This window comes from Rhodococcus sp. 114MFTsu3.1 (genome assembly GCF_000383555.1).
GTDB lineage: Bacteria > Actinomycetota > Actinomycetes > Mycobacteriales > Mycobacteriaceae > Rhodococcoides > Rhodococcoides fascians_E.
On sequence record NZ_KB911546.1, the window covers coordinates 519139 to 542658 of the forward strand.

Genomic DNA, 23520 nt, shown 5'->3' on the forward strand with positions numbered 1-23520 from the left:
CAACGGAATTGGACTTCTCCATCGAGAAGACCAACCGGAGAAATTCGCCGCGGCACTTCGGGAATTCGTCAGCCTCGAAGGTAGGTGAGGACGGCGAGTACGCGCCGGTGCCCGTCGATGTCGCTGGGAAGGTCGAGTTTCAGAAAGACGTTTCTGATGTGCTTGTTCACAGCGGGGACGCTGAGTTCCAAGGACCTTTCGATTTCGGAGTTCGATCTGCCCTCGGCCATGAGGGCGAGGACCTCTTTTTCCCGTTTGCTGAGGCGGTCGAGCGGGCACGTCCGTCGGTGAAGTAGTTGACGGACCACCTCGGGATCGACGATGGTCCCGCCCGATGCGATTCGTTCCACCGCGTCGTTGAACACCGTGACTGCACCGATGCGGTCCTTGAGCAGGTAACCCACTGCGCCGGCGTTTTCTGCGCCCAACAGCTGTGACGCGTAGGACTGCTCGACGTACTGACTGAGAACCAGTACCGGAAAGCCAGGAATGCGCTCGCGCAGGGCGACGGCCGCCCTCACACCGTCGTCCGCTTGACCGGGGGGCATCCGGACGTCGGTGATGAGAAGGTCCGGCTCGTGGTCGTCGACCGCACGAGCGATCTCGTCGGCGCTGCCGACAGCGGCGACGACGGTGTGTCCGAAGCGTTGCAGGAGCCCGACGAGGCCTTCCCGCATGAGGGTGGAATCCTCGGCCAGGATCACGCGATACGGCATGGGATCTCCACTCTCAGCGTGGTCGGCCCGCCGGCAGGGCTGGACAGTTTCAGTTGTCCGGCAACAACATCGAGACGGTCGGCAAGCCCGGTCAGACCGGTTCCGACTCGTGGATCCGCACCGCCCACTCCGTCGTCGGAAATTTCCAGCACGAGTATGTCTGCGTGGATGCGACCGTGAACTCGGGCTCGGGTCGCACGACTGTGCCTCGAGACGTTGGTGAGCGCTTCTGTGACAACGAAGTACGCAGTCGTCTCGACGCGGCGGGGAACACGCTCGGGCAGACGGATGTCGATCTCGGTGTCGATGGAGGACCGACTGGCGACGTCGGCGACAGCCGCCGCGAGGCCGTTGTCGGCAAGCACCTGCGGATTCAGTCCACGGACCAGATCCCTGAGCTCCGCGAGCGCGACAGTGAGCTGGCCTTGCGCGTCGGACAACCGCGCGTCGAGTTCTGGATCGTTCGCATCCAGTCTCGCCAGCCCGAGGTTCATCCCGAGGGTCACCAGGCGCTGCTGTGCGCCGTCGTGCAGGTCGCGTTCGATTCGGGCACGCTCGGACTCGAAGGCATCGAGCAAACGCTCGCGCGACTTGGAGACGTCGGTGAGGTCGACCCCGATCTCGTCGTCACGGGGCGCCAGGAAGATGCGTGTGAGTGCTGCGTGCGCACCTGCCCAGGCCGTCACCAGATAGGGCCCTGCCGCGAGTGTGACCACACCGATGAACCACCAAGGCCAGGCCGACGGGTCGTCCATGGGGGCACGGAAACTGAGGACCGGCAGGACGAAAGCGAAGGCGAGCACGGTGATGTCCAGCCAACAGAGCGCGGTCACGGAGAACGCCGCAAAACCGAACTCACGCCAGGTCACCGGCTCCGAGAATCGGGTACGCACCCAGGCGCGCACACCGGGGGAAAGGGGCCGACGGTGTGGATCGGCGATTCCGTCGAGATCGACCAGCCGTATCCGCATTCGCTCCACCCGGGCGACGACGATGCCCGACAGCGCCACGAGCAGCAGCACGACGATGCCGACGACTACAACGAAGAAGATCACGCCCAGGACTGTTGCGGCTGCGAGCACCACGAACACGATCAGGTTGAGGATGCCGCCGGAAAGCAGATACAGGAGGCTACGCCATGGCCATGGCGTCAGCAGAAAACGTAAAGGATGGTGCGCTAGTGCCTGCCAGGCCGTCGTGACGCGCATGTATCGATCGTAGATTCTCGACGTGATCGACGCGGTAGTGCTGGCATACCCCTGTCGCATAGAGCGCGCGTGACTGTGCGAGTCAGGAGCAGCCGCTTCACTGAAGGAATGTACAAGCACCACGACGCAGAAGCCGCGATCGAACTCGAGGACGTCCGCAAGGTGCATGGTCGAGGCAACCGCGCGGTGACAGCCCTTTCCGGGGTGTCGATGGACTTCGCCCGAGGAAGTTTCACCGCGATCATGGGCCCGTCGGGCTCAGGCAAATCGACCTTGCTGCACTGTGCGGCCGGCCTCGACACACCGAGTGGTGGCACCGTGAGGATTGCAGGTTCCGACATCACCGAGATGGACGAGAAAGCGCGGACCGAACTACGTCGACGACACGTCGGATTCGTGTTTCAGTCATTCAACCTGGTGGGCTCGTTGACTGCAGCTCAGAACGTCGAACTGCCTGCACGATTCGCCGGTCGGCGCGTACGCCCTACGGACGTGGCGGCAGCCCTGGCCGAGGTGGGACTCGCGGACCGTGCCTCTCATCGTCCAGCTCAACTGTCCGGTGGCCAGCAGCAGCGCGTCGCCCTCGCGCGTGCCCTCATCACCCGCCCGGATGTTCTCTTCGCGGACGAACCGACAGGTGCAGTGGACACCCGGACTTCGAAACACGTTCTGACGCTGATGCGTGAACTGGTGGACCGGCAACAGCAGACCACCGTGATGGTCACCCATGACCCACTCGCCGCCTCCTATGCAGACACAACGATCTTCCTGGCGGACGGTCGAATAGTGGACTCACTGAGCATCCAGCGCGGTCGGTCCGACAGTGTTGCCACGATCGCTACTCGGTTGGCCGGATTGGAGTCCTGATGCTTGCGTCGGCCAACCTACGCAGTCACTGGCCGAGTTATATGGCCGCGCTCCTGGCTACCACTTTCGGTGTTGCGCTGATCAGTGCGACACTCGTCGTCTACGACTCGTCACGCCCCGTGGTTCAACCACGTTTGACCGAGGCGACTGCGCTCGCATTACCCCTTCGAGCCGACAACGAGTTCGGCAACACATCGGATTTCGTTCCGTGGAGTGCGACCGAAGCCCAACAGATCGCCGACGATCTCGGCACCCTGCCGGACGTGCGCGTCGTCGCCGACCGTTCGTTCTATGCGCAACCCGTGGTCGACGGCATTCCGATCGAGGACGAGGGAGCCGAAGAAGCCGGACACGGCTGGGCAAGTGTCGATCTGAGCCCGTATCGATTGACATCCGGAACACCGCCGACCAATGGCAATCAGGTCGTCGTACCGGATGCGCTGGGCTTCGAACCCGGTGATTCTGTGTCGGTCAATCTCGCGGCGGGATTGGAGGCCTTCACCGTATCGGGGACGCTCAGCGGTGCTGGTCTGTATTTCGCCGACGAGCGTGCTGCGCAACTCGATCCGGGTGTCCGGGCGATAGGACTCGCGATTTCGACGGACACGCAGATCGACGCCGTCTCCGCTACGGCGCAACAGTACTTGGGCGACCGCGGCCGGATCGTCACCGGCGAGGATCGAGCAGCACTCGAGCCCGAATTCGTCAGCCACCGGAGGAACCTCGGTAATCAATTGATCATCGCGATGTCGTCCATCGGGCTGTTCACGACCGTCTTCGTCGTAGCCTCGACATTTGCGCTCGCTACGGCCGAACGCCGTCGGGAACTCGGTTTGCTTCGAACCGTCGGCGCCTCACCGGGGCAGGTTCGGCGCATGGTTCTCGGTGAAGCTGCTGCCATCGGTTGTATCGGTGGAATCATCGGCGCTACAGTCGGTCTCGCACTTGCTCCGGTACTGCGAATCGTGCTGTCGAGTCTCGACGTTCAGCCTCCTGACTTTCATCTGCGCATCTCCGCTTGGCCAGTGATAGTGGCAGTGGCCATCGGAGTAGCCGTGGCGGTGATCGGCGCCTGGACGGCTGCCGAGTCCGCAACCAGGGTGGCTCCGATAGAAGCACTGCTCGCCGCCGCCGTCGAGCGACATCCCATGACGAAGGTGCGCTGGGTATCGGGAATCGCCGCACTCCTCGGCGGTGTGGGCGCGACTGCGTTGACCGCGGGCGCGGCACCGGACAGCAGGACAACCAACGCAATCGGAGCAGCCATGTTGTTCACCGTCTCGGCCGCGCTGCTCGCGCCCATCGTCATCGGTCCGATCGCACAGCTGGTGACATGGCCCTTCGCGCGTTCATCCCGCTCGGCGGGACCGATGCTCCTGAGAGCAGAACTCACCACGAGTACGCGACGTGCCGCCGGCACGGCTGCTCCAGTCATTGCAGCCGTCGGATTCGCGGTGCTGTTGAGCGGGATGGTAGAGACGATGGCGGTGGCTTATCCCGCCGAGCAGACCGAGCAACTGCAGGGAATGGTGCTCGTGACATCCGACGGCACCCCAGGCCTCAGCGACCAGGTGGTGGCGGAATCAGGGGCGGGCCCGCTCGGGACTCGCGCAGGCCTACCGACCCGGTTGTTCGTACCTGGAACACAGGGCAGTACAACGGTCATCGACGCCATCGGAAGTCTCGACGAACGTTATGCCACAGCAGGGCATGCTGCTGTGGACGAAGCGACTGCGACTTTGGTCGACGTGCAGGTCGGACGGACGATCACGGTGCGCTTTGCGGACGGAATGTCCGAAAACGTGACCATCTCGCAGGTACTCCCACTCGATCCCGCGCGTGGGGCCTTCGTATTGCCGCGGGACCTGGTGCGCGAGCATGATCCATCAGCCCTGACCGATGTCGTCTTCCTGCCGCAGGAAATGACACCTTCTGAACTGCCTCCGGGCGCCACGGTGAAGGATGCCTACAGTTTCGCGCTGCAGGATTACGAAGTCGACGCTCGGCTGACCAATTGGCTTGCAGCGACACTCATTGCGATGTCCGTTGGTTACTGCGGCCTTGCCGTCGCGAACGGCATGGCTGTGTCGGCGTACCGTCGTGGGCCGGACATCTCGGCTCTGCAATCCTCCGGCGGCACATCACGACAATTACTGTCGACGGCAGTCTTCGAGACGGTGATCATCGTCCTCATCGGTTCTGCACTCGGTTCGATCGTGACCATCCCACCCTTGTTGGGCATGGCCGCCGGGTTGAGCCAACTGACCGGCACCGAGGTCGGACTGCATCTCCCCTGGCGGACCATCGCCTGGGTCATGACCGGCTGCCTGGTCCTGGCATCGGGCGCTACCGCACTCGTCACGCGGCGCATGCTCGGACCGCGGTCAGAGGGTAACTGCCGATAGTGGATTACCGCCGACGAGAACGGTTGCTCGTGCATGACATAGCAGTTCTCGCCTTTTCCCGACGCGTCTACTCGGCTGTCGATGATGTTCTGCACCAGAACTACGCTCGCCTCAGCGATACAGGGCATCTGACCAACTGAGCACGAATTCTCGAGCCGCACCACACGGACCAACCCGGCCGTCGGTAATCTGCCGGTATGTCCGCGCCTGTTCCGTTCAGTCCCATGATTACGTTGCTCACGGTGGCGAGGGTGTGGGATGCGGCGTTCGCGGAGGCGCTGAAGCCGCTTGGGCTGACGACGCGGAAGTACGGGCTGCTGGGCCATATTCGCGGTACGCCTGGGATTTCGTTCAGTGAACTTGCGCGTCGCTCTCGCATCACTGTGCAGAGCGCGCACAGTGCGGTCGCCGGATTTGTCAGTTCCGGCCTGGTCGACGACGGCACGGCGCAGGCCGGGGCCGCGTCGAAGCTGCGGGTGACGAACGCAGGTCTGAGACTGCTGGACGATGCAGCTCAGGCTGTAACCGCCCTGGATGTGCAGTTCGCCGAGAATCACCCCGAACTGACGGAGGCCTTACGGGAGCACATGCTGCGGGTGATGTCGGCCACGGAGTGATCGACACCGATGACCTTCAGTTAGGCTGAAGGTCATGGAATCGTTGTTGCTCTCCATCCACGTGGTGGCGGGAATCCTCTTCGTCGGCCCGGTCGCCGTCGTCGCAAGCCTGTTCCCGAAGTACGCGTCGCCCGGACACAGCATCGACGTCGCAAAGGCACTCCATCGCATCACCCGCGTCTACGGCCTACTGGCCATCGTCGTACCGGTCGTCGGACTGGTACTCGCTGCTGTTCAAGGGCGCATCGGTGAAGTGTGGATCAGCGTCGCTCTCGTGCTGACGATCGTGGCCGGCGGCCTGTTGGCCTTGCTCATCGCACCCATGCAGAGCGAGGCCCTGGCGACTCCCGACGACGGGGCAAGGCTGAAGCAAATCGGCATGGCCACCGGCATTTTCAACTTGTTGTGGGTGATCGTCGTCGTACTGATGATCGTTCGCCCTGGATCGAGTTACTCATGAGCATCCGTCACTATCTGCGTAGACCACCCGCCGTCTCGGCGGAGGAGGCCGTTCGCTTGGTGGAGGAGGGCGCGCTCGTCGTCGATGTCCGACGAGAGTTCGAGTGGAACCGGACGCACATCCCGGGTGCCGTGCACGCACCGCTGGAAGTCCTGCTGGACAAGTGCATCGATTTCCCGGAGGACCGGAAGATCATCACCTTCTGCACGGGCGGGCTGCGATCAGCGGGGGCCGCGAATCTTCTGGTGGAGAACGGTTTCGACGCTGTCAACATGAGCGGTGGCTTGATCCACTGGCGTTCTGCGGGCGGGCAATTGACGACCTGACATTACTCATGCGCGCGAGGTGAGGGCCCCCAGCGACGTAGCTGTGTAACGAGAAGCGAAGAGTGTCAAGCACACTGGGACGATCCACGCGAGTGCGAAGTATTTCGAGAACGGGTCGGCGACCGCTGCCGCAACGGTCATGCTCAGGGCTGCCGCGAAGGTGCACACTGCCCACGTGGCCGAGATCCGCACGTTGAGCGAGCGAAGCCGCGGCGCGCCCCAGTACTCCTTCGGCAGGCTTTCACGCGCGTACTGCTCGGTGAAGGTGACGCCGAGGGTCGACGTCGCCATCACGGCGGCGAGCACGAACAGCGCGATTGCCGACGCGTACTCCGACAGCCACGTCGACGACGGGACCGACACCAGGGATGCTGCTGCGAAACCCGCGAAGATGAGCACCGCAGTGGCGCCGAGCCACTTGATTCCTGCCCGCCCGCGGGTCCAGTGGGTGAGCACCAGTGCAACGAGCGCAGTGAGGATGCTCGAGAAGAGCAGCGCGTGGTCGCCTTCGCGATGCGGCATCACGAGGAACAGCGCCCACGGCACGAAGCCGAGTGCAAGACCAGGCAAGCGCATCCCGGGCCGCCCTTCGCCGAAGTCCTCGATCTGACATCATCGATTCTGCCGGGGTACGTGGCGCTGAACATCGGTCACAGCACGCAACTATTCGTGCCACGCACCGGGAAGTTATCCGGTGACGCCCAGAATTTTGATCGCGAACACAAGACTGTCGCCGGCTTCGATTCCGGCGCGGGGCTGACCGTCCGGGTAGCCGTCGGCGGAGTTCATGGCCACAGCCACGGTCGACCCCGTCGTCTGGCCTGCGATCGCCTTCTGGAATCCGGGGACGACGCCGGTCAGCGGGAACTCCACCGGGGCTCCGCGCTGGTAACTGCTGTCGAACACCGATCCGTCGCGTCCGTTGACGCCCATGTAGCAGACCGAGACCTCGGCGTCGTCCGCCACGACAGGTCCGTCGCCGGCCTGCAACGTCTGCACCTGCGTCTGCGCGACGCTGAACGGCGCCTCGACGTCCACCACGGGAGCCGACGAATCCGTGGAACCGATGACCGACACGCTGCCGGTATCTCCCGCCAGAGTCCACTCGGGGTCGCCCGCGTCGTCCGGTTCCGCGGTGGGGCATGTCGCTGCCTCCGCTACCGACGATGCGGCGGAGGACGTCGACGCCGCCGGAGCATCGGAGTCGGAGCTACATGCAGCCAACGTCAGGACGAGTGCCGCGCTGGACACGAGAACACCGGACACCGAAACACGAGTTGATTTCACCGCAGCAACGGTACATACACCCGTCCGGTCAGGTCCGCAGCACCTTCTCCATCTTCTTTCCCTTGGCCAGTTCGTCCACCAGCTTGTCCAGGTAGCGAATCTTCTGCATCAGCGGATCCTCGACGTTCTCGACGCGCACCCCGCACACCAGACCGGTGATCGACGACGCGCCCGGATTGAGCCGTGCGTCGGCGAAGAAATCCTCGAACGTCGTTTCGGCGGAGAGATGGCGTTCCAATGCAGCACTGTCGAATCCGGTCAGCCATTCCACGACTTCACGCAACTCTTCTTCCGTGCGTCCCTTGCGTTCCAGCTTGGTGACGTACAGCGGATACACCGAAGCGACGCTGGTGGTGAAGATGCGATGCATGCGACGAGTGTAGGGCCGTGCGCCGTCACTGTTCGTCGTACTTCTCCCAGAACCGCGCGCGCAGGCGGTATCGAATTCCCTCGTCGAGGTCGTGATGCCCCATGGCGTCGGAGGCGTCGAGCAGGAGTGCCCGGTCGATATCCGGTGGGATGTTCGGCCTGGTGCGTTGCAGGCTCAGCTTGTCCTCGGGTGTGCTGCTCGCTTCCAACGATGCCAGGACGCGGGAGACCACTTCGTCGATCAGTTCGGTTTCCTCACCCGCCATCACGTACTCGGGTTGGACGGTAGTGCCCGATCCGGTGGTTCCGCTGTAGACGAGAACGTTCGCGGGCCGAACGGGAGCGGGTGCCTGCGCGGTGGACGCGACGTCGAGCGGAGTGGGCACGCGGGGGCCGGGCTTGGGTCCCGGCCGGTGCGCAGGCTTGGGGACGCTCACCGGATCGGTGACGACGACGGGAGGCGGCTGCCGATCGATCTTCATGACGGCCGCATCCACGGCGGCGCCGTCGAAGAAGTCGAGTCCGTCGGACGCTCGGATCAAGTGGCGACTGACGCCGTGGGGTTTGCCGTCGTTCGTCGGGACGGTCAGGAGCAGCACTTGCACACCGTGTGCCTGTGCCTCCTCGACGGCCTCGGTCAGATCGTCGTCTCCGGACACGAGGAAGAACACGTCCGACGCGTTGCTCCTCGCGTGAGCGACGAGGTCCAGTCCGATGCGGAGGTCGACGCCCTTCTGTTCACCGTTGACCCCGAACCGGCCGAGTCGGAGCTTGACCTTGGACAGTTCACCGATGCGCTCCTGTTGGGCGTCCGGAACTCCGTTCCGCGCGGAGTCGTACCAGTACACGCGGAGTATCGGTAAGCCCGATCGGGTCTCTGCGGCGTCGACCAGAGCGGCGATCAACGTTGCGTAATCCACGAAGATTCCGCTGCGCAGAGACGTGCCTGTCCTTCGAGTTGCGGCAGAAGCCAAGAGGTAGCCGGTATCCACGTACACAGAACAGGTCGGCCGCATGGGCCACTATCTCACGGTGAACGGCTCATGCCTCATTCCGCGGACGCGCGCTCCTCGCGTCGTTCTTCGCGGCGCTCCTCGCGATCGATATCCGATTGAGCGTCAGAGCAGTCGAGCGGGCCGTACAGAAACTCCTGCTCACGACCGTGGTCGTCCAACACCACGCACTGCGCGCCGTCGTTCGCTCGCGGCGTCAGGTTCTCGATCGTGTCCGCCGACGCTGCCGTGGTCCCGACGGCACCCGCGGTCCCGAAGAGCGCGGCAGCGGCCAGGGTGGTCAGCGCGAACTTGGTCGAATTCCTCATCTTCGTCTCCTTCGTGGATGCTGTGAGCCAGGTGCTCTTTCCATCTACGACTCTGTCGTTCATCGGAAACGAAAAACAGTGCGCCTCATCATCTTGTGCAGTGACTTCTCCATGAAAACGTGATGACAGATGTCATGGGCGGTTGCTACTGACCACTTCGACCAATTCGACGCCGCCTGGTGCACTTGAAACCGTGCATCGTGCTCAGTCTCCCGTTCGTGCATTGTGCAGTACATCGATGTCTGATCGACTGAGCAGTCATGACCAGCATCACTCCCGCCGAACATCATTCGCCCCGGGGCGCTCGTGACGATCTGCACGAGATCGCCGAGAAGGTGCTGTGGCTGTCGACGTCGATCATCCATCACGCCAATCGAGTTCGGCCCAACCCGTCGGGACTCAAAGTGGGTGGTCACCAGGCCTCGTGCGCATCGATGGTCTCGATCATGACCTCGCTGTGGTTCGAACAGCTGGAAGCCGGGGATCGCGTGTCGGTCAAGCCGCACGCTTCTCCGGTTCTCCACGCGATCAACTATCTGCTGGGTGAGCTCGACGCGAAGTACCTCACCACTCTGCGCTCGTTCGGCGGATTGCAGTCCTATCCGTCGCGTGCCAAGGATCCCGACCCCGTCGACTACTCCACGGGCTCGGTGGGAATCGGTGCCACCGCACCCATCTGGGGTGCGATGTCGCGCCGATACGTCGAAACCAGCTTCGGCGATCCCGACGAGACATCACGACCGTCGGGGTTTTCCGGACGCCAGTACTCACTGGTCGGAGACGCCGAACTCGACGAGGGAGCCGTGTGGGAGGCGATCATCGATCCCGGTATCGCCGAGCTCGGCGAGATCGTGTGGATCGTCGACCTGAACCGTCAATCGCTCGATCGGGTGGTCCCCAACATCGCTGCACGGCGCCTCGAGAAGATGTTCGACGCCGCCGGCTGGCAAGTGATCACCGTCAAGTTCGGCCGCCTCCTCGAGGATCTCTTCGCCCGTCCAGACGGGGAAGCACTGCGCAGCCGAATTCTCGATATGCCCAACCCCGAGTACCAGCGGCTCCTCCGCTGCACCGCGGACGAACTCCGATCCCGGCTTCCCGGGACAGGCCAGGACGCGTCGGCGATCGCGGACCTGATCTCCGATCTCGACGACGCACTGCTCACCGAGTCCATCCGCAATCTCGGCGGCCACGACATGGCGGCGTTGCGCGACGCGTACTCCCGCATCGACGACACCAGGCCGACCGTCGTCATCGCCTACACCGTCAAGGGATTCGGCCTGCCGACCCAGGGTCACCCGCAGAATCATTCGTCGCTTCTGACCGTCGACGAGTACGAGGCTCTGGGTAGATCCCTCGGCGTCGATCCGGCCGATCCGTGGGCGACGTTCGCCCCGGGCAGCCCGTCGGACCTGGTGTGCGACGCGGCAGCTGCTCGCCTTCGTCGCGATCCCGTCCCTGTATCCGAGCCTCCCGCCGTGCCGGTCGACATCGGCCGGACACCGAAGGGCACAGCCACCACTCAGGCTGCACTGGGGCGCGTGCTCATCGATCTGACGCGGGATGCCCCGGACGCCGCGAGCAGGGTCGTCACCGTCAGCCCCGATGTCAGTTCCACCACCAACCTCGGTGGCTGGGTGAACAAGGTCGGGGTCTGGTCCTCGGCCGAGCGTCGCGACTGGTTCGAGGACGACGCCGAAACGATCATGCATTGGCGGGAAAAGCCCACCGGCCAGCACATGGAACTGGGCATTGCCGAGACCAACCTCGTCGGACTCATGGGCGAACTCGGCGCCACGTGGAGTCGGTGGGGACAGCCCTTGTTCCCGATCGGGGTCATGTACGACCCGTTCGTCGAACGCGCGCTCGAACCCTGGTCCTACGGCATCTACGCAGGTGGCCAGTCGATTCTCGTCGGCACTCCGTCCGGTGTCACTCTCGCTGCGGAGGGCGGCGCGCACCAGTCGATCAAGACTCCGTCGATCGGCCTGGAACAACCGGGGTGCATCACGTACGAGCCTGCGTTCGCCATCGATGTCGAGTGGACGCTGCTCGCCAGCATCGGCCGCCTCGGCAGGCCTGACGGCAGCTCCGCGTACCTGCGGTTGTCCACCCGTCCCGTCGATCAGACACTGGCCGACGTGCCCGCCGACCCCGCTGCCCGGGAACGGCGCCGACGCCAGGTCGTCGCCGGCGGATACCCCCTCGTCAGGCGCGACGGAGCCACGGTCACGATCGCCGCGATGGGGGCGCTGATGACCGAGGCACTCCAGGCTGCCGAACGACTCGACGGCATCGGCGTCGTCGCCGACGTCCTGTGCGTCACCAGCCCCGGCGAGCTCTACCGCGCAATCCAGGCACGCCAGGGGCACAGAGCAGGTGACTCCTGGATTCTGGATCAGCTACTGCCCGCGGATCGGGCAACGCCCCTGGTGACCGTGCTCGACGGACATCCACACACCCTGGCGTTTCTGGCCACCGTCAACAAAGTCGCGTCGACGTCGTTGGGCGTCAGTGATTTCGGTCAGGTGGGCTCACTGGACGAGGTGTACAGATACCACCACATCGACACGGACTCCATCATCGGAGCAGCCCTGGACGTCATCGGTCGCTGATTCGTCGGGGGGATTCGATACCCGCAGCGGCGGGCCCGGAGGCACGAGTGTTTGAACCTCCGGGCCCTGGCTCGACCGCGGTGCCCGGGCGATCACGTCCGAACTCGGTCTTGTCTTCCACGTACCGGGGCCTTCGAAACATCGGCTCCTCAGCGGTCAGAGAATCCGGCTGAGAAATTGTTGGGTACGAGCGTTCTTCGGGTTGTCGAAGAACTCGTTCGGGGGCGCCTCCTCGACGATCTTGCCGTCGCTCATGAAGACCACACGATCCGCTGCGGCTTTGGCGAAACCCATCTCGTGGCTGACGACGACCATCGTCATGCCTTCGTCGCGCAGGCGAAGCATCACGTCGAGCACCTCGTTGACCATCTCCGGGTCCAGAGCCGAGGTCGGTTCGTCGAACAGCATCACTTCGGGTTTCATGGCAAGTGCTCGGGCGATGGCGACGCGCTGCTGTTGCCCACCGGAGAGCTGCGAGGGGTAGTTCTCGCCCTTGTCCGCCAGGCCCACCAGATCGAGCAATTCTCGGGCTTGGCGACGTGCACGGTCCTTCTGTGTGCCGAGCACGTGCCGAGGGCCGGACGCCACGTTGTCCAGTGCCGTCATCATCGGAAACAGGTTGAAGCTTTGGAACACCATGCCCGTGTGGTGACGTTGCTTCGCAATCTGTGCTTCGGACAACGGAGTCCGATTCGCATTGTCGGAGAAGCCCATCATCTCCCCACAGACACGCACCGTGCCGGACTGGATGGTCTCGAGGCAGTTCAACGTCCGCAACAACGTGCTCTTGCCACTGCCCGACGGGCCGAGAAGCAGCACTACTTCGCCCTTGTCGACGGTGAAGTCGATGTCGTCGAGGACGACCAGATCGTTGTAGGCCTTGGTCATGTTGCGCACCTCGACCATCGTCGTGGTGACTTTCCTGGCGTCGATCACTTTTGCTGCGTCGATCATCGGTTCACGGCCTCGGCTTCCATCACACTGTCGTCCAACTTGTCGGTCTTCGTGCCACCTTTGCGTCGGTAGTCACGGTCGTAGCCCCGACCCACACGGACCTCGATCATGCGCTGAATCAAGCCCCACAGCGTCGTGAGGACGAGGAAGTACAGCGCGGCGGCACACAGTCCTTCCAACACCCGGAAATTGATCTGCACCAGGAACTGGGTGCGGCGGAGCAACTCTTGCACCGAGATGACCGACACGAGCGTCGTGGTCTTGAGCAGACCGTTGAAACTGTTGCCGAGCGGCGGAATCATCACCCGCAGAGCCTGAGGCAGAACCACGACGCGGAAGACCTTTGTCGGAGACATTCCCAGCGCACGCGCTGCTTCGGTCTGACCGGTCGGAACCGAGAGCAAACCGGACCGAACGATTTCCGACAGGTACGCGGCCTCGTTGAGCACCAAGCCGAGCAACGCCGCTTCGATGACACCGAGTTTGATTCCGACCTGAGGTAGGCCGGTGTAGATGATCACCAGCTGCACCAGCAGCGGTGTTCCGCGCATGAGCCAGACGTAGAACCCGGCGATCGCGCGCAGCGGCATCCGCTTCGACGACCTCGCCGCGGCGACGACGACCGCGAGAATCAAACCGAGGATCATGCTGACGACGGTGAGCCAGATCGTGACCCACGCACCCTCGAGGAGTTGCGTGCTGGTGAGAATGGAAAAGAAGGCGTCCCAGGACCACATGTGGATCAGCTGTCCAGCGGCCCGGTACTGACGGCGATGTCGCCCTCGTACCCGGTGACGTCGTATTGCTCGAACAACTCGGGGAGGTAGCCGTCTTCACGCATCTCCGTCAGCACACGTGCGACCTCGGCGGACGACGCGCTGCCCTTGGCGAATCCCATTGCGAGAGGGGCCTCGTTGATTCCACCGACGGCCGTCTCGAAGCGTCCGTCCTCCTGGTAGAAGGACGTGACCGATTCCACGATGGAGGTTCCGTCGAGCTGTCCAGCCGAAAGAGCCTGGTAAGCATCGGCATTGGTCTTGAAGGTCTGGACCGTCAGCGGCGGCTTGCCTTCGGACGCGAACTGCTCGGACAACGCAGTGAGCGTGTCGAACTCGTAACCCGGCGCCTCGACGCCGATGGTCTTGCCTGCCAGATCGTCGACGCTGGAAATCGACTCGGGATTACCCGACGGCACCGAAATCGACACCGCCTGAACCTCGTACGGCACCAGGTCGATCGTCTCCGCACGCGCCGGGGTGTAGAACATGCCTGTGTCGATCATGTCCCAGCGTCCGCTCTGCACTCCGGGGATCTGCGCCTCGAACTCGATGTTGACGAACTTCGGCGTCAGGCACAGACGCTTGGCGATTTCCTTGCCCAGTTCGACCCGCATTCCGACGACGTCGCCATTGGCGTCGACGTACTGCATGGGAGGCAACGTGGCGTTCGTTGCCATCGTCAACGCACCCTCCTCGGCCAGATCGGAGGCCCCGAGCGTCGGCGTACAGTCCGTCGGCGCTGCCTGCTCGTCCGCAGCGGAGCTGCAGCCGGTGAGCCCTGCTGCCACGACGGCCGCGGCGGCGATTCCGAGGAGCGGAGTCCGCGTGATGATCCTGCGCATGGGTGTGCCTTTCGTTCGTCAACTGCACTGCAGCAGTGACCATTCGAATGTTCGCGAGGTGCGAGCCGATCCCGATGGGATCGATTGCATAAAGCGTCTCAGAGCATTTCGTCAGCGTCAACGTGGTTAACACGGATGACACGCGATACATGAAGTTTTAACCATTCGAGGGTGGCGGCCCCACGTACCGCGCCGCTCATGTTGTGCCCGTCACCGCGCCACACGAGGCACGCTCGACCAGCTGGGCCCCGACTCGGTAGGTCCGCCTGTCCGGCACCGCGGCCCCGTTGATCTGCTGAAACAGCAGATCCATCGCCACATTCGCCAGTTGAGCCGCACCGTTGTCGACCACGGTGATCGCCGGCTGCCACAACGCCAACCAGGGCATGTCCTCGTGGCAGATGAGGGACAAGTCGTCGGGCACGGAAACCCCTCGCGACGCCAGGGTCGGCAGAATCCCGAACACCGCCTCATGGTTGGCCGCGTAGAGCGCGGTCATGGGCTCGGGCCCGTCCAACAGCGAGTTCACGGCCTCGGCGCCGAACTCGGTCGTGAACGGCCCTTTCCTCACGATGGCCTGGTCGACGTCGATGCCCGCGTCGAACAACGCAGACCGATATCCCTCGTAGCGCTCCCGGCCCGATGTCGCGTCCTCGGTGCCGCCGATGTAACCGATCCGGCGATGTCCCAACGACACGAGGTGAGCGATGGCATCACGGGCACCGTCGAGATCGTCGGCGAGGACCGTCGACGCCTTGCTGCCCTGCACGGACCTGATGAGGTTGACCACGGCTCGGCCCTCGGCGAGCAGCGCGTTCGACGCCGCAGCGCTTCGGCCACTGCCGATGACGATGGTGCCGTCGACTCCGTGGTCGCCGAGCATCGCGAGCACGTCGTTCTCCCGAGCCGGATCAGCGTCGGTGATGCACAGCAGAACCTGGAAGCCGCTCGCCGACGCACGCTTCTGCACCACTTCGGCAACAGTGTGGAACGAGGCGTTGATCAGGTTGTTCATGACCAGGCCGATCAGATGCGAACGATTGGACCGGAGGGCACTAGCGGCACGATTCGGTCGATATCCCAGCGAGCGCGCCGCCTCCTGCACTGCAGCGCGAGTCTCGGCCGAGATCAACGACGATCCGCTCAGCGCGCGGGACGCCGTACTCCGTGACACTCCGGCGGCGTCGGCCACGTCGATCAAGGTGACCGCCATCGGTCGCCTCACCTTCCTCTCGCTGTTCACTCGGACATTCTCGGTGGCCGGTAGGGATATTGGACAGTGCGCTCGTTACAAGTACGTTTCCGGCTTGACGATCGCGGCCACCCGACGGCAGTCTATGCAATCGATCCCAAAACTCCTCCGAGACGGTCGCTCGTCCGACCGATCTCGTTCGAAAGGTCTCCATCATGAATCGCGATGATGTCGCGTGGTCCGGCTACTGGCCCGCATCCCCCACCCCGTTCACCGAGTCCGGCGCCGTCGACGCCGACGGTCTCCGCGACCTGATGAACCTCTACGCCGATGTCGCTGTGGACGGAGTCCTCGTCAACGGAAGCACCGGTGAATGGTTCAGCCAGACCGACGACGAACGCCGACAGGTCGCCGAGATCGCGATCGACGCCGTCGCCGGACGCTTTCCCGTGGTCATCGGCGTCAGCGCCTACACCGCACGCGAGTCGAGTGAACTCGCGGCGCATGCCGCATCGGCAGGCGCCGACGGTGTGCTGTCCACTCCCCCGCCGTACGTGCACACCTCCGGCGAGGAGACCTTCCGGTTCTACGAAAAAATCTCCACAGCAACCGAACTACCGTTCATGGCGTACAACTGGCCACGCGGTGTGGCCGTCGACATGGCTGCGGTACCAGGCTTGTTCTCACGCCTCGCCGACTTGGACAACGTCGTGGCGATCAAGGACAGCACCGGCGACTGGCTGAGGATGCTCGACACCGTCGAAGCAGTATCCGATCGAGTGCGCGTGTTCGGGAGCTTCCTGCACCGCCGAGGATTGGCCACGCTGCTCGAGCTCGGTGGCGACGGCAACATCGACGGCGGTGGCGTCGGCGCCCCGTTCGCCGTTCCCTTCTATCGAGCGGTCGCGGAACGTGACGCCGACTCCGCACGCGGCTGGGTGGACAAGTACCGCGCGTTCTCCGGAAGCCTGATCAACGGCGACTACAGCGGAATTCACGCATCTCCGATTCCTCAGCTGAAGGCCGTGATGAATCTGCTCGGACAACCCGGCGGATACGTTCGCGACCCACTGTTGCCGGTCACCGATCCCGAGACCCTCGACGTGCTGCAGAACATCGTCGTGCAGTCCGGCATTCAAGATGCGTACGCGCGGCCGGTAGGGGCAAGTCATGCACTCTGAGGTCGACGTGGTCGTCATCGGTGCCGGAATCGTCGGCGCCGCGACAGCCCTTGCACTCACGCGGGCCGGCTCCCGCGTCGCCGTGCTGGATCGAACGCTGCCCAACACCGCTGGATCCGGTACGACCGCCGGCAATCTGCACATTCAGACCATTCACACCCGACGCCCCGGTCAGGGAACGGCCGTCGACGTCGAACAGCTGCTGCCACTGCAGAAGTCGACCAGCGCACTGTGGGATGTTCTCGACGAGAGTGTTCCTGGCCTCGGCTTGAACCGCTGCGGCGGTTTCATGGTCGCGGAGACCGACGAACAAGCCCTCACGCTGCAGACGAAGCACACCTGGGAAGACGCAGCAGGGATCCCGACCGAGGTGCTGACCGGCGACGAAGCACGCCGCGCCCTCCCGTTGCTCGGGCCGAGCGTCACGGCAGCCACCTGGTGCGCGTGGGACGGGTTCGCCGAACCGGACCTCGCCGGACCGGCATTGCTGCGCCAAGCAGTCGCCGAAGGCGCAGTCCTGCACCCCGAGACCCCGGTCACCGGACTCGACCGCGTCGACGGTGTGTGGCACGTCGCCAGCCCGGCAGGCACGTGGACCGCGCCCGTCGTCGTCGATGTGGCCGGACCGTGGATGGCTCGGATCGCCGCCATGGCCGGGGTCTCGCTCGATCTGGTTCCGACATCCCTTCAGATGCACTCCCTGGACGCCGCGCCCGGCGCACTCGAGGTGCTGGTTCAGCATGTGGGAGAGGGAATGTCGATCAAGCAGGACCGACGTGGTCGTCTCGTCCTCGGAGGCGGTTGGCCGGCGGGGCCGTTCCACGACCATGATGCAGCGCCGACGCTGGCCGAGAGCACCGTCGGCAACCTCGCACAGGTCGCGCGGCTGCTGCCGTCCCTGCATCGCGACACGCCCACGGACACCTGGACCGGACCTGTCGTCACCACTCCGGACGAGATGCCCGTCATCGGCGAACTCGACGGTGCACCCGGACTGTTCGTGGCAGGCGGGACGTATTCGTTCACGTTCGCGCCACTGTGGGCGGGTGTCCTGACCGCTCTGGTGCACGGATCGACCCCGCAGCTGGACGTCTCCACCTTCTCGCCCGCACGACTCACCCAACTCACCGCTCACTGAACGCTCCACCCCGAAAGAAGGAAGACGATGGCTCTGGTCACCATGTTCGTCAACGGGCAGGCAATGTCCGGTGGCACGCTCAACGACGCCTTGAATCGCGCGAAGTTTCTCGGCGCGGTCGACACCGCACCGAAGTATCGCTTCTACTCCGTGCGCGACGAGTTTCCTGGACTCCATCCGGTGACGCCCGCGGGCTTCGTCGTCCCAGGCGAACTGTACGAGGTCGAGTACGACGTACTCCGCGAGGAACTGTTGCCGCGTGAGCCCGCCGAACTGGAACTCGGTGTCATCGAATTGGCCGACGGCACGGGATCGTTGTCGATGCGGATGCGCGAGAACTCCCTCACGGCAGCGGGAGTCGTCGACATCAGCGACCGCGGCGGCTGGTTGGCATACCTGGAGGCACAGCGATGAAGGTCGTCCGCGGCGGAACTCTCGTCGAGCCCCATTGGGCGGGCCCGGCGGACCTACTCATCGACGACGGCAAGATCGTCGCCGTACTCAGCCCCGGCAGCGAGGTCGACGAAGCCGCCGAAACGATCGATGCGACCGGAAAACTCGTCATGCCGGGCGGTGTCGATCCGCACTGCCACGTCGGTTTCACCTCCGGTGAGTTCACCTCCCTCGATTCCTATCTCGAATGCACGACAGCTGCGGTGTTCGGTGGAACGACGACGATCGTCGACTTCGCCATTCCCCGTCCCGGCCAGGAACCGCTGGATGCAGCGGAGAAGCAACGCGCCAAAGCCGAGGAAGGTGTGTGCGATTCCGCGCTGCACGCATGCGTCGTGGACTGGAACGACACGACGGCCGATCAGCTCGCGACCATGGCCGACGCCGGCATCCGCACGGTGAAGATGTTCACCACCTACGCCGGTGAGACGATGGCGAACGAACACACCATCCTCAACACGATGCAGACCACACGCGACCTCGGCGGAATGGTGATCATCCACTGCGAATCCGACGCGATCGTCACCGACGCCCAGAACTTTGCCGCGGCATCCGACGGTGTGGACGCCGCCCACATGTCGCAGACACGACCCGAACTGGCGGAAACCGCGTCGGTCGCCGCCGTTCTCGCGATTGCAGAGTCACAGCAGGCACCCGTCTACTTCGTCCACCAATCCAGTTCGGCAGCTGTGGAACTCGTCGCCGACGCCCGCAAGCGTGGGCTCGTCGCCTTCACCGAAGCCGTCGCACACCACCTGATCCTCGACGACTCCGCGTACGAGGGCGAGCACCCGGAACGTTTCGTGTGCTGCCCTCCGTTGCGTGCAGCCGATGTCGTCGAGGAATTGGGACAGCACCTGTTCACCGGCCACATCACCACCATCGGATCCGACCACTGCTGCTACGACACCGCCCAGAAGCAGGTGCACAGCCACGACGTCAGGCATATGCCGAACGGGCTACCCGGCGTCGAAACGAGATTGCCGGTGATCTTCTCAACGTTCGTGAACGGCCGTGGACTCACCCCGAGCCGATTCGTGGAGCTCACCTCCACCAATCCCGCCCGCACCAACGGCCTGTATCCCCGCAAAGGATCGTTGATGCCGGGGGCGGACGCAGACATCGCCATCTGGGACCCGGACCTCGAATGGACCGCCGGGACGGACACCCTGCACATGGCAACCGACTACACACCCTACGAAGGGATACCGCTGCGAGGGAAGCCCGTCACGGTTCTCGTCCGCGGTGACATCGTCGTCGACGGCGGTGTACTGGTCGACGCAACGCCCCGCGGACGGCACGTCGAAGCCGCGCCCCTCGACTTCAGCGGCGCGTTCAGTATGTAGAGCCCTGTTCTCACACGATTCGGGCGAAGCGACGAGGTCAGTGGGCGAGCAGAATTGATCCTCAGTCGCCGAGCGCTGATGAGGAGCCATGGAACAACTGGTCGATGTGAAGGTGATCTCCACTGCGCGTGGGCCCATCGAGTACGCAGTCAAAGGCTCCGGAAAACCGGTGTTGGTGCTGCACGGTTCACCGGGCGGGATCGACGCCGCCGCCGCGATGGCGGGCTTCCTCCCCGTCGACGAGTTCCAGGCGATCTTGGTGTCGAGGCCCGGCTACCTCGGAACCGAACTGGGCGATCGCGCGACGCCGCGAGAGCAGGCTGATCTGTACGCCGCGCTGCTCGACGAGTTGGGGATCGCCAAGGTGGGCGTGCTGGCATGGTCGGGAGGCGGGCCGTCGGCCTACCAGTTCGCGGCCACCCACCCGGACCGAACCGGTGCGCTCGTGGCCATTGCGTGCCTGAGCGAACACTGGGTCAACCCGACTCCGGACATCGCGTCGCGCATCTTTCAGACCACCAGGATCGGTGATTGGTTGATGCGCAAACTCGTTGCGCATCAACCGCTTCAGGTGATCCAGGGCGCCGTGTCGGACGAAAGCTCCCTCAGTGGTGACGAATTCGACGAACACGTGAAATACATCGACTCCGATCCGGTGAAGAAGCAGTTCGTCCTCGACATGGCCCTCACCGCCTCACAGGTGGGCAGGCGCAAAGCGGGCTGGGACAACGATCTGGTGCAATTCGCCAAATCCGCCGACCCGGGATGGGGAGCGATCGAAGCGCCCACCTTGCTGGTGCAGGGCAGCGCGGATTCGGACGTACTGCCGGAGAACAGCGAGCACGCACACGTGGGTATCGCCGAGTCCGAATTGCTGACCCTCGACCGCGGCACCCACTTCGCGTTCTACACCCACCCCGAATCCGACGCCGCCCAAGCACGCGCACTCGAGTACCTACGCAACTGGTGACGCTCGGTCAGGCACGAACCGGATCATGGCTATCGGTGAATGCCAAGAACCGCGGAATCACTTCGTCGGGGTTGGCCCACATCAGATCGTGACCAACCCCTTCGTAGAACCCGACGTCCACGGACCTGATGTGTCGACGCGCCCGTGCCGCAGCAAGATTCGGATCGGCGACGACCGTCTCCGCGCCGAACAGTACAAGGCTCGGTGCAGTGATCGCGCCGAGCTCCGCGTCCGTGAACGTGCGGTCCCACGGCATTGCCATACGAAACTTCACCGCGGCCAGTGCAAGAGCGTATTCCTCGTCGCTGAGCACGGTCCGAGGTTGAAGCCATTCGTTGAGCTTCCGCATCCGCTTCTCCGTCGGCGCAATTCCCACCCAGAGGAACTTCAGCAGCAGACCGATCCGCGGTCTGGCGAAGACTGCAGCGCTCGACTCCAACATGGCCAAGCTGGCAGGACGCTCCGGCTGGTGGACCGCAACGCATGCAGCCAACCAGGCGCCCGCTGAATTCCCCGCCAGATGGAATCGCCTCTCCCCCAAACCGTCCATGACTTCCACGAGCCAGCGGGCAACGTCCTCCGAGTTCCTTACCGGGTCGGTTTGCTTGCACCGCCCTGCCCATCCGATGACGTCCGGCGTGTAGACGACGTGGTCATGCGCCAGAGCCTCGATGAATCGGCCCCACACCAGACTGTTCCCTCCGATTCCGGGCAACACGACGATCGGCAGACCTTCGCCAGTGCCGGATCGTCGGACATACGTCGATCCGAACGAGGTGTCGACGTCGACCGAAGTGGACGGCACCGGCCACCGATCAGCGATGGCGTCGTAAACGTCGGTGAACCTTCGGCTGTCCTTCTCGCTGCTGAAACGTCCGATCTTCGGCATTGTCCGGCCTCCCCGATCTAATTGATATGGACATATCACTGTTGATGATACATCCATATCAGGCTTCCTGGTACGGGCTTATCATTGACGAACCAGCATCCAGGAAGGCGGCAGACGTTCGTGCCACGATTGGTCGACCACGAAGTAAGGCGGCGTCAGGTCACCGACGCAGTGCGACGCGTCATCTGCACCGGCGGACTCGAGTCCGTCACGTTCCAGACGGTCGCTGCCGAGGCGGGGTTCTCGGTACGCCTCGTGCAGTACTACTTCGGCACCAAAAAGGAGTTCCTGCTCGCCACTCATCGCTCGGTCATGGACGACGCAGGCGCGCGCTTCATGAAACGTTGGTCGGAGCTCGGCACCGATCCGACGCCACGCGAAGCCCTCCGCGCCGTGCTGACCGAACTACTGCCAATGGACGAACCTCGCCGCGAGGAAGTGTTGGTACTCGGCGCCTTCGGGTGGGCCGCGATCACGGGGCAAGGCATCACAGCAGAGGAGACCTTCGCCGCACCGCGAGCACTCGCAACACTAGTCGCCGACCAGCTCACGCGTGCGCGCGGTGACGCCGAATCTCCCTCAGTCGCCGTTGAACTCGATGCCGATCTCGTGCTCATGGCCGTCGGCGGACTCGCACAAGGCATGCTGCAGGGTTACAGCACAAGGCATTCCGCTGAGCAACTCATCGAACACCTTCTCGAACGGGTGCTTCACTGAAGCCCGACCAGCTGCGTGGGTGAACCTGTCGGACCCCCTCCGTATATTCGAAAGTATGTTCGATACGGGGGTTTCGACGGGATCGAGTACGGCATGCGTAGCCGGGTTGGCAGGCTACGCCGCGGTATGCCGGGTACGGGAGAACATCGCCCGCGCGAGAACGGTGGAAGCGGTGTGCGAGATCGCCGACATCCGCCTCACCGACGCCGACACCACCGGTGGTGATCCGTTGACCGTTCTGGCGCAGGTGGTCACCGAGGTGGCGGTGACGCTGGGTCTGTCGCAGAGCGCCACGCGGCCGTTGCTGACCGTCGGGCAAGAATTGTCGCGGATGCCGCTCACAGCGCTGCGGTTCGTCTTCGGCGGAATCGACTGGCCGCGGATCCAGGTGTTGACCGCCGTGTTGGGCAAAGCATCCGATGCCACCATCGCGGCCCTCGAACACGAGGCCGTCGCTGCGGCGGAACGGTTGACCCCGCGATCACTGCGACTGTGGCTGTGGCGACTGTGGTTCGCCCACGACCGGGACGAAGCCGCAGCCGCACAAGAGCGCACGGTACGCAGTAGCCGAGCGATGCGGGTGCGCCGCGACTCCGGCGGGGCATCGGTACTCGAAGCGATCGTCACCGACCTCGAAGGCGCCGAAGTCGACGCATTGGTGACCGAGATCGCCGCAACGGTCTGCCGAGAGGACCCCAGATCGACCACAGCGCTACGGGTCGATGGGTTGATGGCGTTGATCCACGGCGAACACGCCCTCGAATGCCACTGCGGGCGCGGTGAACGTTGCCCGCTGGACGGTGCCGCGGACCGGCCCGATCCTCGGCGGGGTCCGCTGGTGCAGATCCTCCTCGACGCCGAAACACTG

The 23520-nt window shown here is 64.1% G+C and carries 24 protein-coding genes and 1 pseudogene; 13 read left to right on the forward strand and 12 right to left on the reverse strand.

What is annotated here, in order from left to right; genetic code table 11:
• Positions 1-68: 68 nt before the first annotated feature.
• Positions 69-716, reverse strand: coding sequence for a response regulator transcription factor (locus tag H292_RS0108360; protein ID WP_020111101.1), 648 nt, complete (start codon positions 714-716; stop codon positions 69-71).
• Positions 701-1924, reverse strand: a complete 1224-nt coding sequence (locus H292_RS0108365) for a sensor histidine kinase (RefSeq protein WP_020111102.1) — start codon at positions 1922-1924, stop codon at positions 701-703. The genes H292_RS0108360 and H292_RS0108365 overlap by 16 nt, the downstream gene beginning before the upstream one ends.
• A gap of 108 nt (positions 1925-2032) precedes the next feature.
• Here H292_RS0108365 and H292_RS0108370 point away from each other — a divergent pair, with 108 nt between their 5' ends.
• From H292_RS0108370 to H292_RS0108390, 5 genes are all read left to right on the forward strand, one after another.
• Positions 2033-2791, forward strand: coding sequence for an ABC transporter ATP-binding protein (locus H292_RS0108370; protein ID WP_020111103.1), 759 nt, complete (start codon positions 2033-2035; stop codon positions 2789-2791).
• Complete coding sequence (locus H292_RS0108375; protein WP_027498689.1) at positions 2791-5196, forward strand: ABC transporter permease; 2406 nt, start codon at positions 2791-2793, stop codon at positions 5194-5196. The genes H292_RS0108370 and H292_RS0108375 overlap by 1 nt, the downstream gene beginning before the upstream one ends.
• A gap of 197 nt (positions 5197-5393) precedes the next feature.
• Positions 5394-5813, forward strand: coding sequence for a MarR family winged helix-turn-helix transcriptional regulator (locus H292_RS0108380; protein ID WP_020111105.1), 420 nt, complete (start codon positions 5394-5396; stop codon positions 5811-5813).
• A 34-nt stretch (positions 5814-5847) separates the two neighbouring features.
• Positions 5848-6273 carry a hypothetical protein gene (locus H292_RS0108385; protein ID WP_019667581.1) on the forward strand — a complete coding sequence of 142 codons (426 nt, stop codon included), beginning with the start codon at positions 5848-5850 and terminating at the stop codon, positions 6271-6273.
• Entirely contained in the window at positions 6270-6599 is a 330-nt protein-coding gene (locus H292_RS0108390; RefSeq protein WP_019667580.1) for a rhodanese-like domain-containing protein, read from the forward strand. The genes H292_RS0108385 and H292_RS0108390 overlap by 4 nt, the downstream gene beginning before the upstream one ends.
• Positions 6600-6605: 6 nt before the next feature.
• Here the strand turns inward: H292_RS0108390 and H292_RS0108395 are convergent, their stop codons facing one another.
• From H292_RS0108395 to H292_RS0108415, 5 genes are all read right to left on the reverse strand, one after another.
• Positions 6606-7175, reverse strand: coding sequence for a hypothetical protein (locus tag H292_RS0108395; RefSeq protein ID WP_019667579.1), 570 nt, complete (start codon positions 7173-7175; stop codon positions 6606-6608).
• A gap of 111 nt (positions 7176-7286) precedes the next feature.
• A complete protein-coding gene (locus H292_RS0108400) occupies positions 7287-7865 on the reverse strand; it encodes an FKBP-type peptidyl-prolyl cis-trans isomerase (protein ID WP_020111106.1) in 579 nt (192 codons plus the stop codon).
• A gap of 49 nt (positions 7866-7914) precedes the next feature.
• Positions 7915-8256, reverse strand: coding sequence for a DUF2200 domain-containing protein (locus H292_RS0108405; protein WP_020111107.1), 342 nt, complete (start codon positions 8254-8256; stop codon positions 7915-7917).
• A gap of 25 nt (positions 8257-8281) precedes the next feature.
• Entirely contained in the window at positions 8282-9175 is an 894-nt protein-coding gene (locus H292_RS0108410) for an NYN domain-containing protein (protein WP_020111108.1), read from the reverse strand.
• A 128-nt stretch (positions 9176-9303) separates the two neighbouring features.
• Positions 9304-9576, reverse strand: coding sequence for a hypothetical protein (locus H292_RS0108415; protein WP_231383788.1), 273 nt, complete (start codon positions 9574-9576; stop codon positions 9304-9306).
• Positions 9577-9836: 260 nt separating this feature from the next.
• Here H292_RS0108415 and H292_RS0108420 point away from each other — a divergent pair, with 260 nt between their 5' ends.
• Positions 9837-12191 (forward strand): transketolase-like TK C-terminal-containing protein, encoded by a 2355-nt coding sequence (locus tag H292_RS0108420; RefSeq protein ID WP_020111110.1) that lies wholly within the window; start codon positions 9837-9839, stop codon positions 12189-12191.
• Between the two features lie 156 nt (positions 12192-12347).
• On the opposite strand, the gene H292_RS0108425 is transcribed toward H292_RS0108420, so the two are convergent.
• The 4 genes from H292_RS0108425 to H292_RS0108440 all read right to left on the reverse strand — a co-directional run bounded on the left by H292_RS0108425 (position 12348) and on the right by H292_RS0108440 (position 15979).
• Positions 12348-13145 (reverse strand): amino acid ABC transporter ATP-binding protein, encoded by a 798-nt coding sequence (locus H292_RS0108425; protein ID WP_019667572.1) that lies wholly within the window; start codon positions 13143-13145, stop codon positions 12348-12350.
• A complete protein-coding gene (locus H292_RS0108430) occupies positions 13142-13882 on the reverse strand; it encodes an amino acid ABC transporter permease (RefSeq protein WP_020111111.1) in 741 nt (246 codons plus the stop codon). The genes H292_RS0108425 and H292_RS0108430 overlap by 4 nt, the downstream gene beginning before the upstream one ends.
• Before the next feature lie 5 nt (positions 13883-13887).
• The gene (locus tag H292_RS0108435; RefSeq protein ID WP_019667570.1) at positions 13888-14766 is read right to left on the reverse strand and encodes an ABC transporter substrate-binding protein; all 879 of its coding nucleotides are present in this window, start codon (positions 14764-14766) and stop codon (positions 13888-13890) included.
• A gap of 196 nt (positions 14767-14962) precedes the next feature.
• Positions 14963-15979, reverse strand: a complete 1017-nt coding sequence (locus H292_RS0108440; RefSeq protein WP_019667569.1) for a LacI family DNA-binding transcriptional regulator — start codon at positions 15977-15979, stop codon at positions 14963-14965.
• 194 nt (positions 15980-16173) lie between these two features.
• Here H292_RS0108440 and H292_RS0108445 point away from each other — a divergent pair, with 194 nt between their 5' ends.
• The 5 genes from H292_RS0108445 to H292_RS0108465 all read left to right on the forward strand — a co-directional run bounded on the left by H292_RS0108445 (position 16174) and on the right by H292_RS0108465 (position 21046).
• Positions 16174-17139, forward strand: a complete 966-nt coding sequence (locus H292_RS0108445; RefSeq protein ID WP_020111112.1) for a dihydrodipicolinate synthase family protein — start codon at positions 16174-16176, stop codon at positions 17137-17139.
• On the forward strand, positions 17129-18277 hold the full coding sequence (locus tag H292_RS0108450) for an NAD(P)/FAD-dependent oxidoreductase (RefSeq protein WP_231383789.1): 1149 nt from the start codon (positions 17129-17131) through the stop codon (positions 18275-18277). Before H292_RS0108445 ends, H292_RS0108450 begins: the two co-directional genes overlap by 11 nt.
• A gap of 27 nt (positions 18278-18304) precedes the next feature.
• Entirely contained in the window at positions 18305-18691 is a 387-nt protein-coding gene (locus tag H292_RS0108455) for an allophanate hydrolase-related protein (protein WP_020111114.1), read from the forward strand.
• The gene (gene hydA / locus H292_RS0108460) at positions 18688-20076 is read left to right on the forward strand and encodes a dihydropyrimidinase (RefSeq protein ID WP_020111115.1); all 1389 of its coding nucleotides are present in this window, start codon (positions 18688-18690) and stop codon (positions 20074-20076) included. The genes H292_RS0108455 and hydA overlap by 4 nt, the downstream gene beginning before the upstream one ends.
• Positions 20077-20164: 88 nt before the next feature.
• Positions 20165-21046 (forward strand): alpha/beta fold hydrolase, encoded by an 882-nt coding sequence (locus H292_RS0108465; RefSeq protein ID WP_020111116.1) that lies wholly within the window; start codon positions 20165-20167, stop codon positions 21044-21046.
• Between the two features lie 7 nt (positions 21047-21053).
• Here H292_RS0108465 and H292_RS0108470 read toward each other — a convergent pair whose 3' ends face one another.
• Entirely contained in the window at positions 21054-21935 is an 882-nt protein-coding gene (locus tag H292_RS0108470) for an alpha/beta fold hydrolase (protein WP_020111117.1), read from the reverse strand.
• Between the two features lie 120 nt (positions 21936-22055).
• On the opposite strand from H292_RS0108470, the gene H292_RS0108475 reads away from it, so the two are divergent.
• Together H292_RS0108475 and H292_RS0108480 are read left to right on the forward strand one after the other, a co-directional pair.
• Positions 22056-22652, forward strand: a complete 597-nt coding sequence (locus tag H292_RS0108475; RefSeq protein WP_027498691.1) for a TetR/AcrR family transcriptional regulator — start codon at positions 22056-22058, stop codon at positions 22650-22652.
• 55 nt (positions 22653-22707) lie between these two features.
• Positions 22708-23520: pseudogene (locus H292_RS0108480) on the forward strand (DUF222 domain-containing protein); the annotation flags it as partial.

Bases quoted from the DNA above. Each gene is read 5' to 3' on its own strand.
- H292_RS0108360 (WP_020111101.1), bottom strand. From the start codon at position 716: ATGCCGTATCGCGTGATCCTGGCCGAGGATTCCACCCTCATGCGGGAA.
- H292_RS0108365 (WP_020111102.1), bottom strand. From the start codon at position 1,924: ATGCGCGTCACGACGGCCTGGCAGGCACTAGCGCACCATCCTTTACGT.
- H292_RS0108370 (WP_020111103.1), top strand. From the start codon at position 2,033: ATGTACAAGCACCACGACGCAGAAGCCGCGATCGAACTCGAGGACGTC.
- H292_RS0108375 (WP_027498689.1), top strand. From the start codon at position 2,791: ATGCTTGCGTCGGCCAACCTACGCAGTCACTGGCCGAGTTATATGGCC.
- H292_RS0108380 (WP_020111105.1), top strand. From the start codon at position 5,394: ATGTCCGCGCCTGTTCCGTTCAGTCCCATGATTACGTTGCTCACGGTG.
- H292_RS0108385 (WP_019667581.1), top strand. From the start codon at position 5,848: ATGGAATCGTTGTTGCTCTCCATCCACGTGGTGGCGGGAATCCTCTTC.
- H292_RS0108390 (WP_019667580.1), top strand. From the start codon at position 6,270: ATGAGCATCCGTCACTATCTGCGTAGACCACCCGCCGTCTCGGCGGAG.
- H292_RS0108395 (WP_019667579.1), bottom strand. From the start codon at position 7,175: ATGCGCTTGCCTGGTCTTGCACTCGGCTTCGTGCCGTGGGCGCTGTTC.
- H292_RS0108405 (WP_020111107.1), bottom strand. From the start codon at position 8,256: ATGCATCGCATCTTCACCACCAGCGTCGCTTCGGTGTATCCGCTGTAC.
- H292_RS0108415 (WP_231383788.1), bottom strand. From the start codon at position 9,576: ATGAGGAATTCGACCAAGTTCGCGCTGACCACCCTGGCCGCTGCCGCG.
- H292_RS0108420 (WP_020111110.1), top strand. From the start codon at position 9,837: ATGACCAGCATCACTCCCGCCGAACATCATTCGCCCCGGGGCGCTCGT.
- H292_RS0108425 (WP_019667572.1), bottom strand. From the start codon at position 13,145: ATGATCGACGCAGCAAAAGTGATCGACGCCAGGAAAGTCACCACGACG.
- H292_RS0108430 (WP_020111111.1), bottom strand. From the start codon at position 13,882: ATGTGGTCCTGGGACGCCTTCTTTTCCATTCTCACCAGCACGCAACTC.
- H292_RS0108435 (WP_019667570.1), bottom strand. From the start codon at position 14,766: ATGCGCAGGATCATCACGCGGACTCCGCTCCTCGGAATCGCCGCCGCG.
- H292_RS0108440 (WP_019667569.1), bottom strand. From the start codon at position 15,979: ATGGCGGTCACCTTGATCGACGTGGCCGACGCCGCCGGAGTGTCACGG.
- H292_RS0108445 (WP_020111112.1), top strand. From the start codon at position 16,174: ATGAATCGCGATGATGTCGCGTGGTCCGGCTACTGGCCCGCATCCCCC.
- H292_RS0108450 (WP_231383789.1), top strand. From the start codon at position 17,129: ATGCACTCTGAGGTCGACGTGGTCGTCATCGGTGCCGGAATCGTCGGC.
- H292_RS0108455 (WP_020111114.1), top strand. From the start codon at position 18,305: ATGGCTCTGGTCACCATGTTCGTCAACGGGCAGGCAATGTCCGGTGGC.
- hydA (WP_020111115.1), top strand. From the start codon at position 18,688: ATGAAGGTCGTCCGCGGCGGAACTCTCGTCGAGCCCCATTGGGCGGGC.
- H292_RS0108465 (WP_020111116.1), top strand. From the start codon at position 20,165: ATGGAACAACTGGTCGATGTGAAGGTGATCTCCACTGCGCGTGGGCCC.
- H292_RS0108470 (WP_020111117.1), bottom strand. From the start codon at position 21,935: ATGCCGAAGATCGGACGTTTCAGCAGCGAGAAGGACAGCCGAAGGTTC.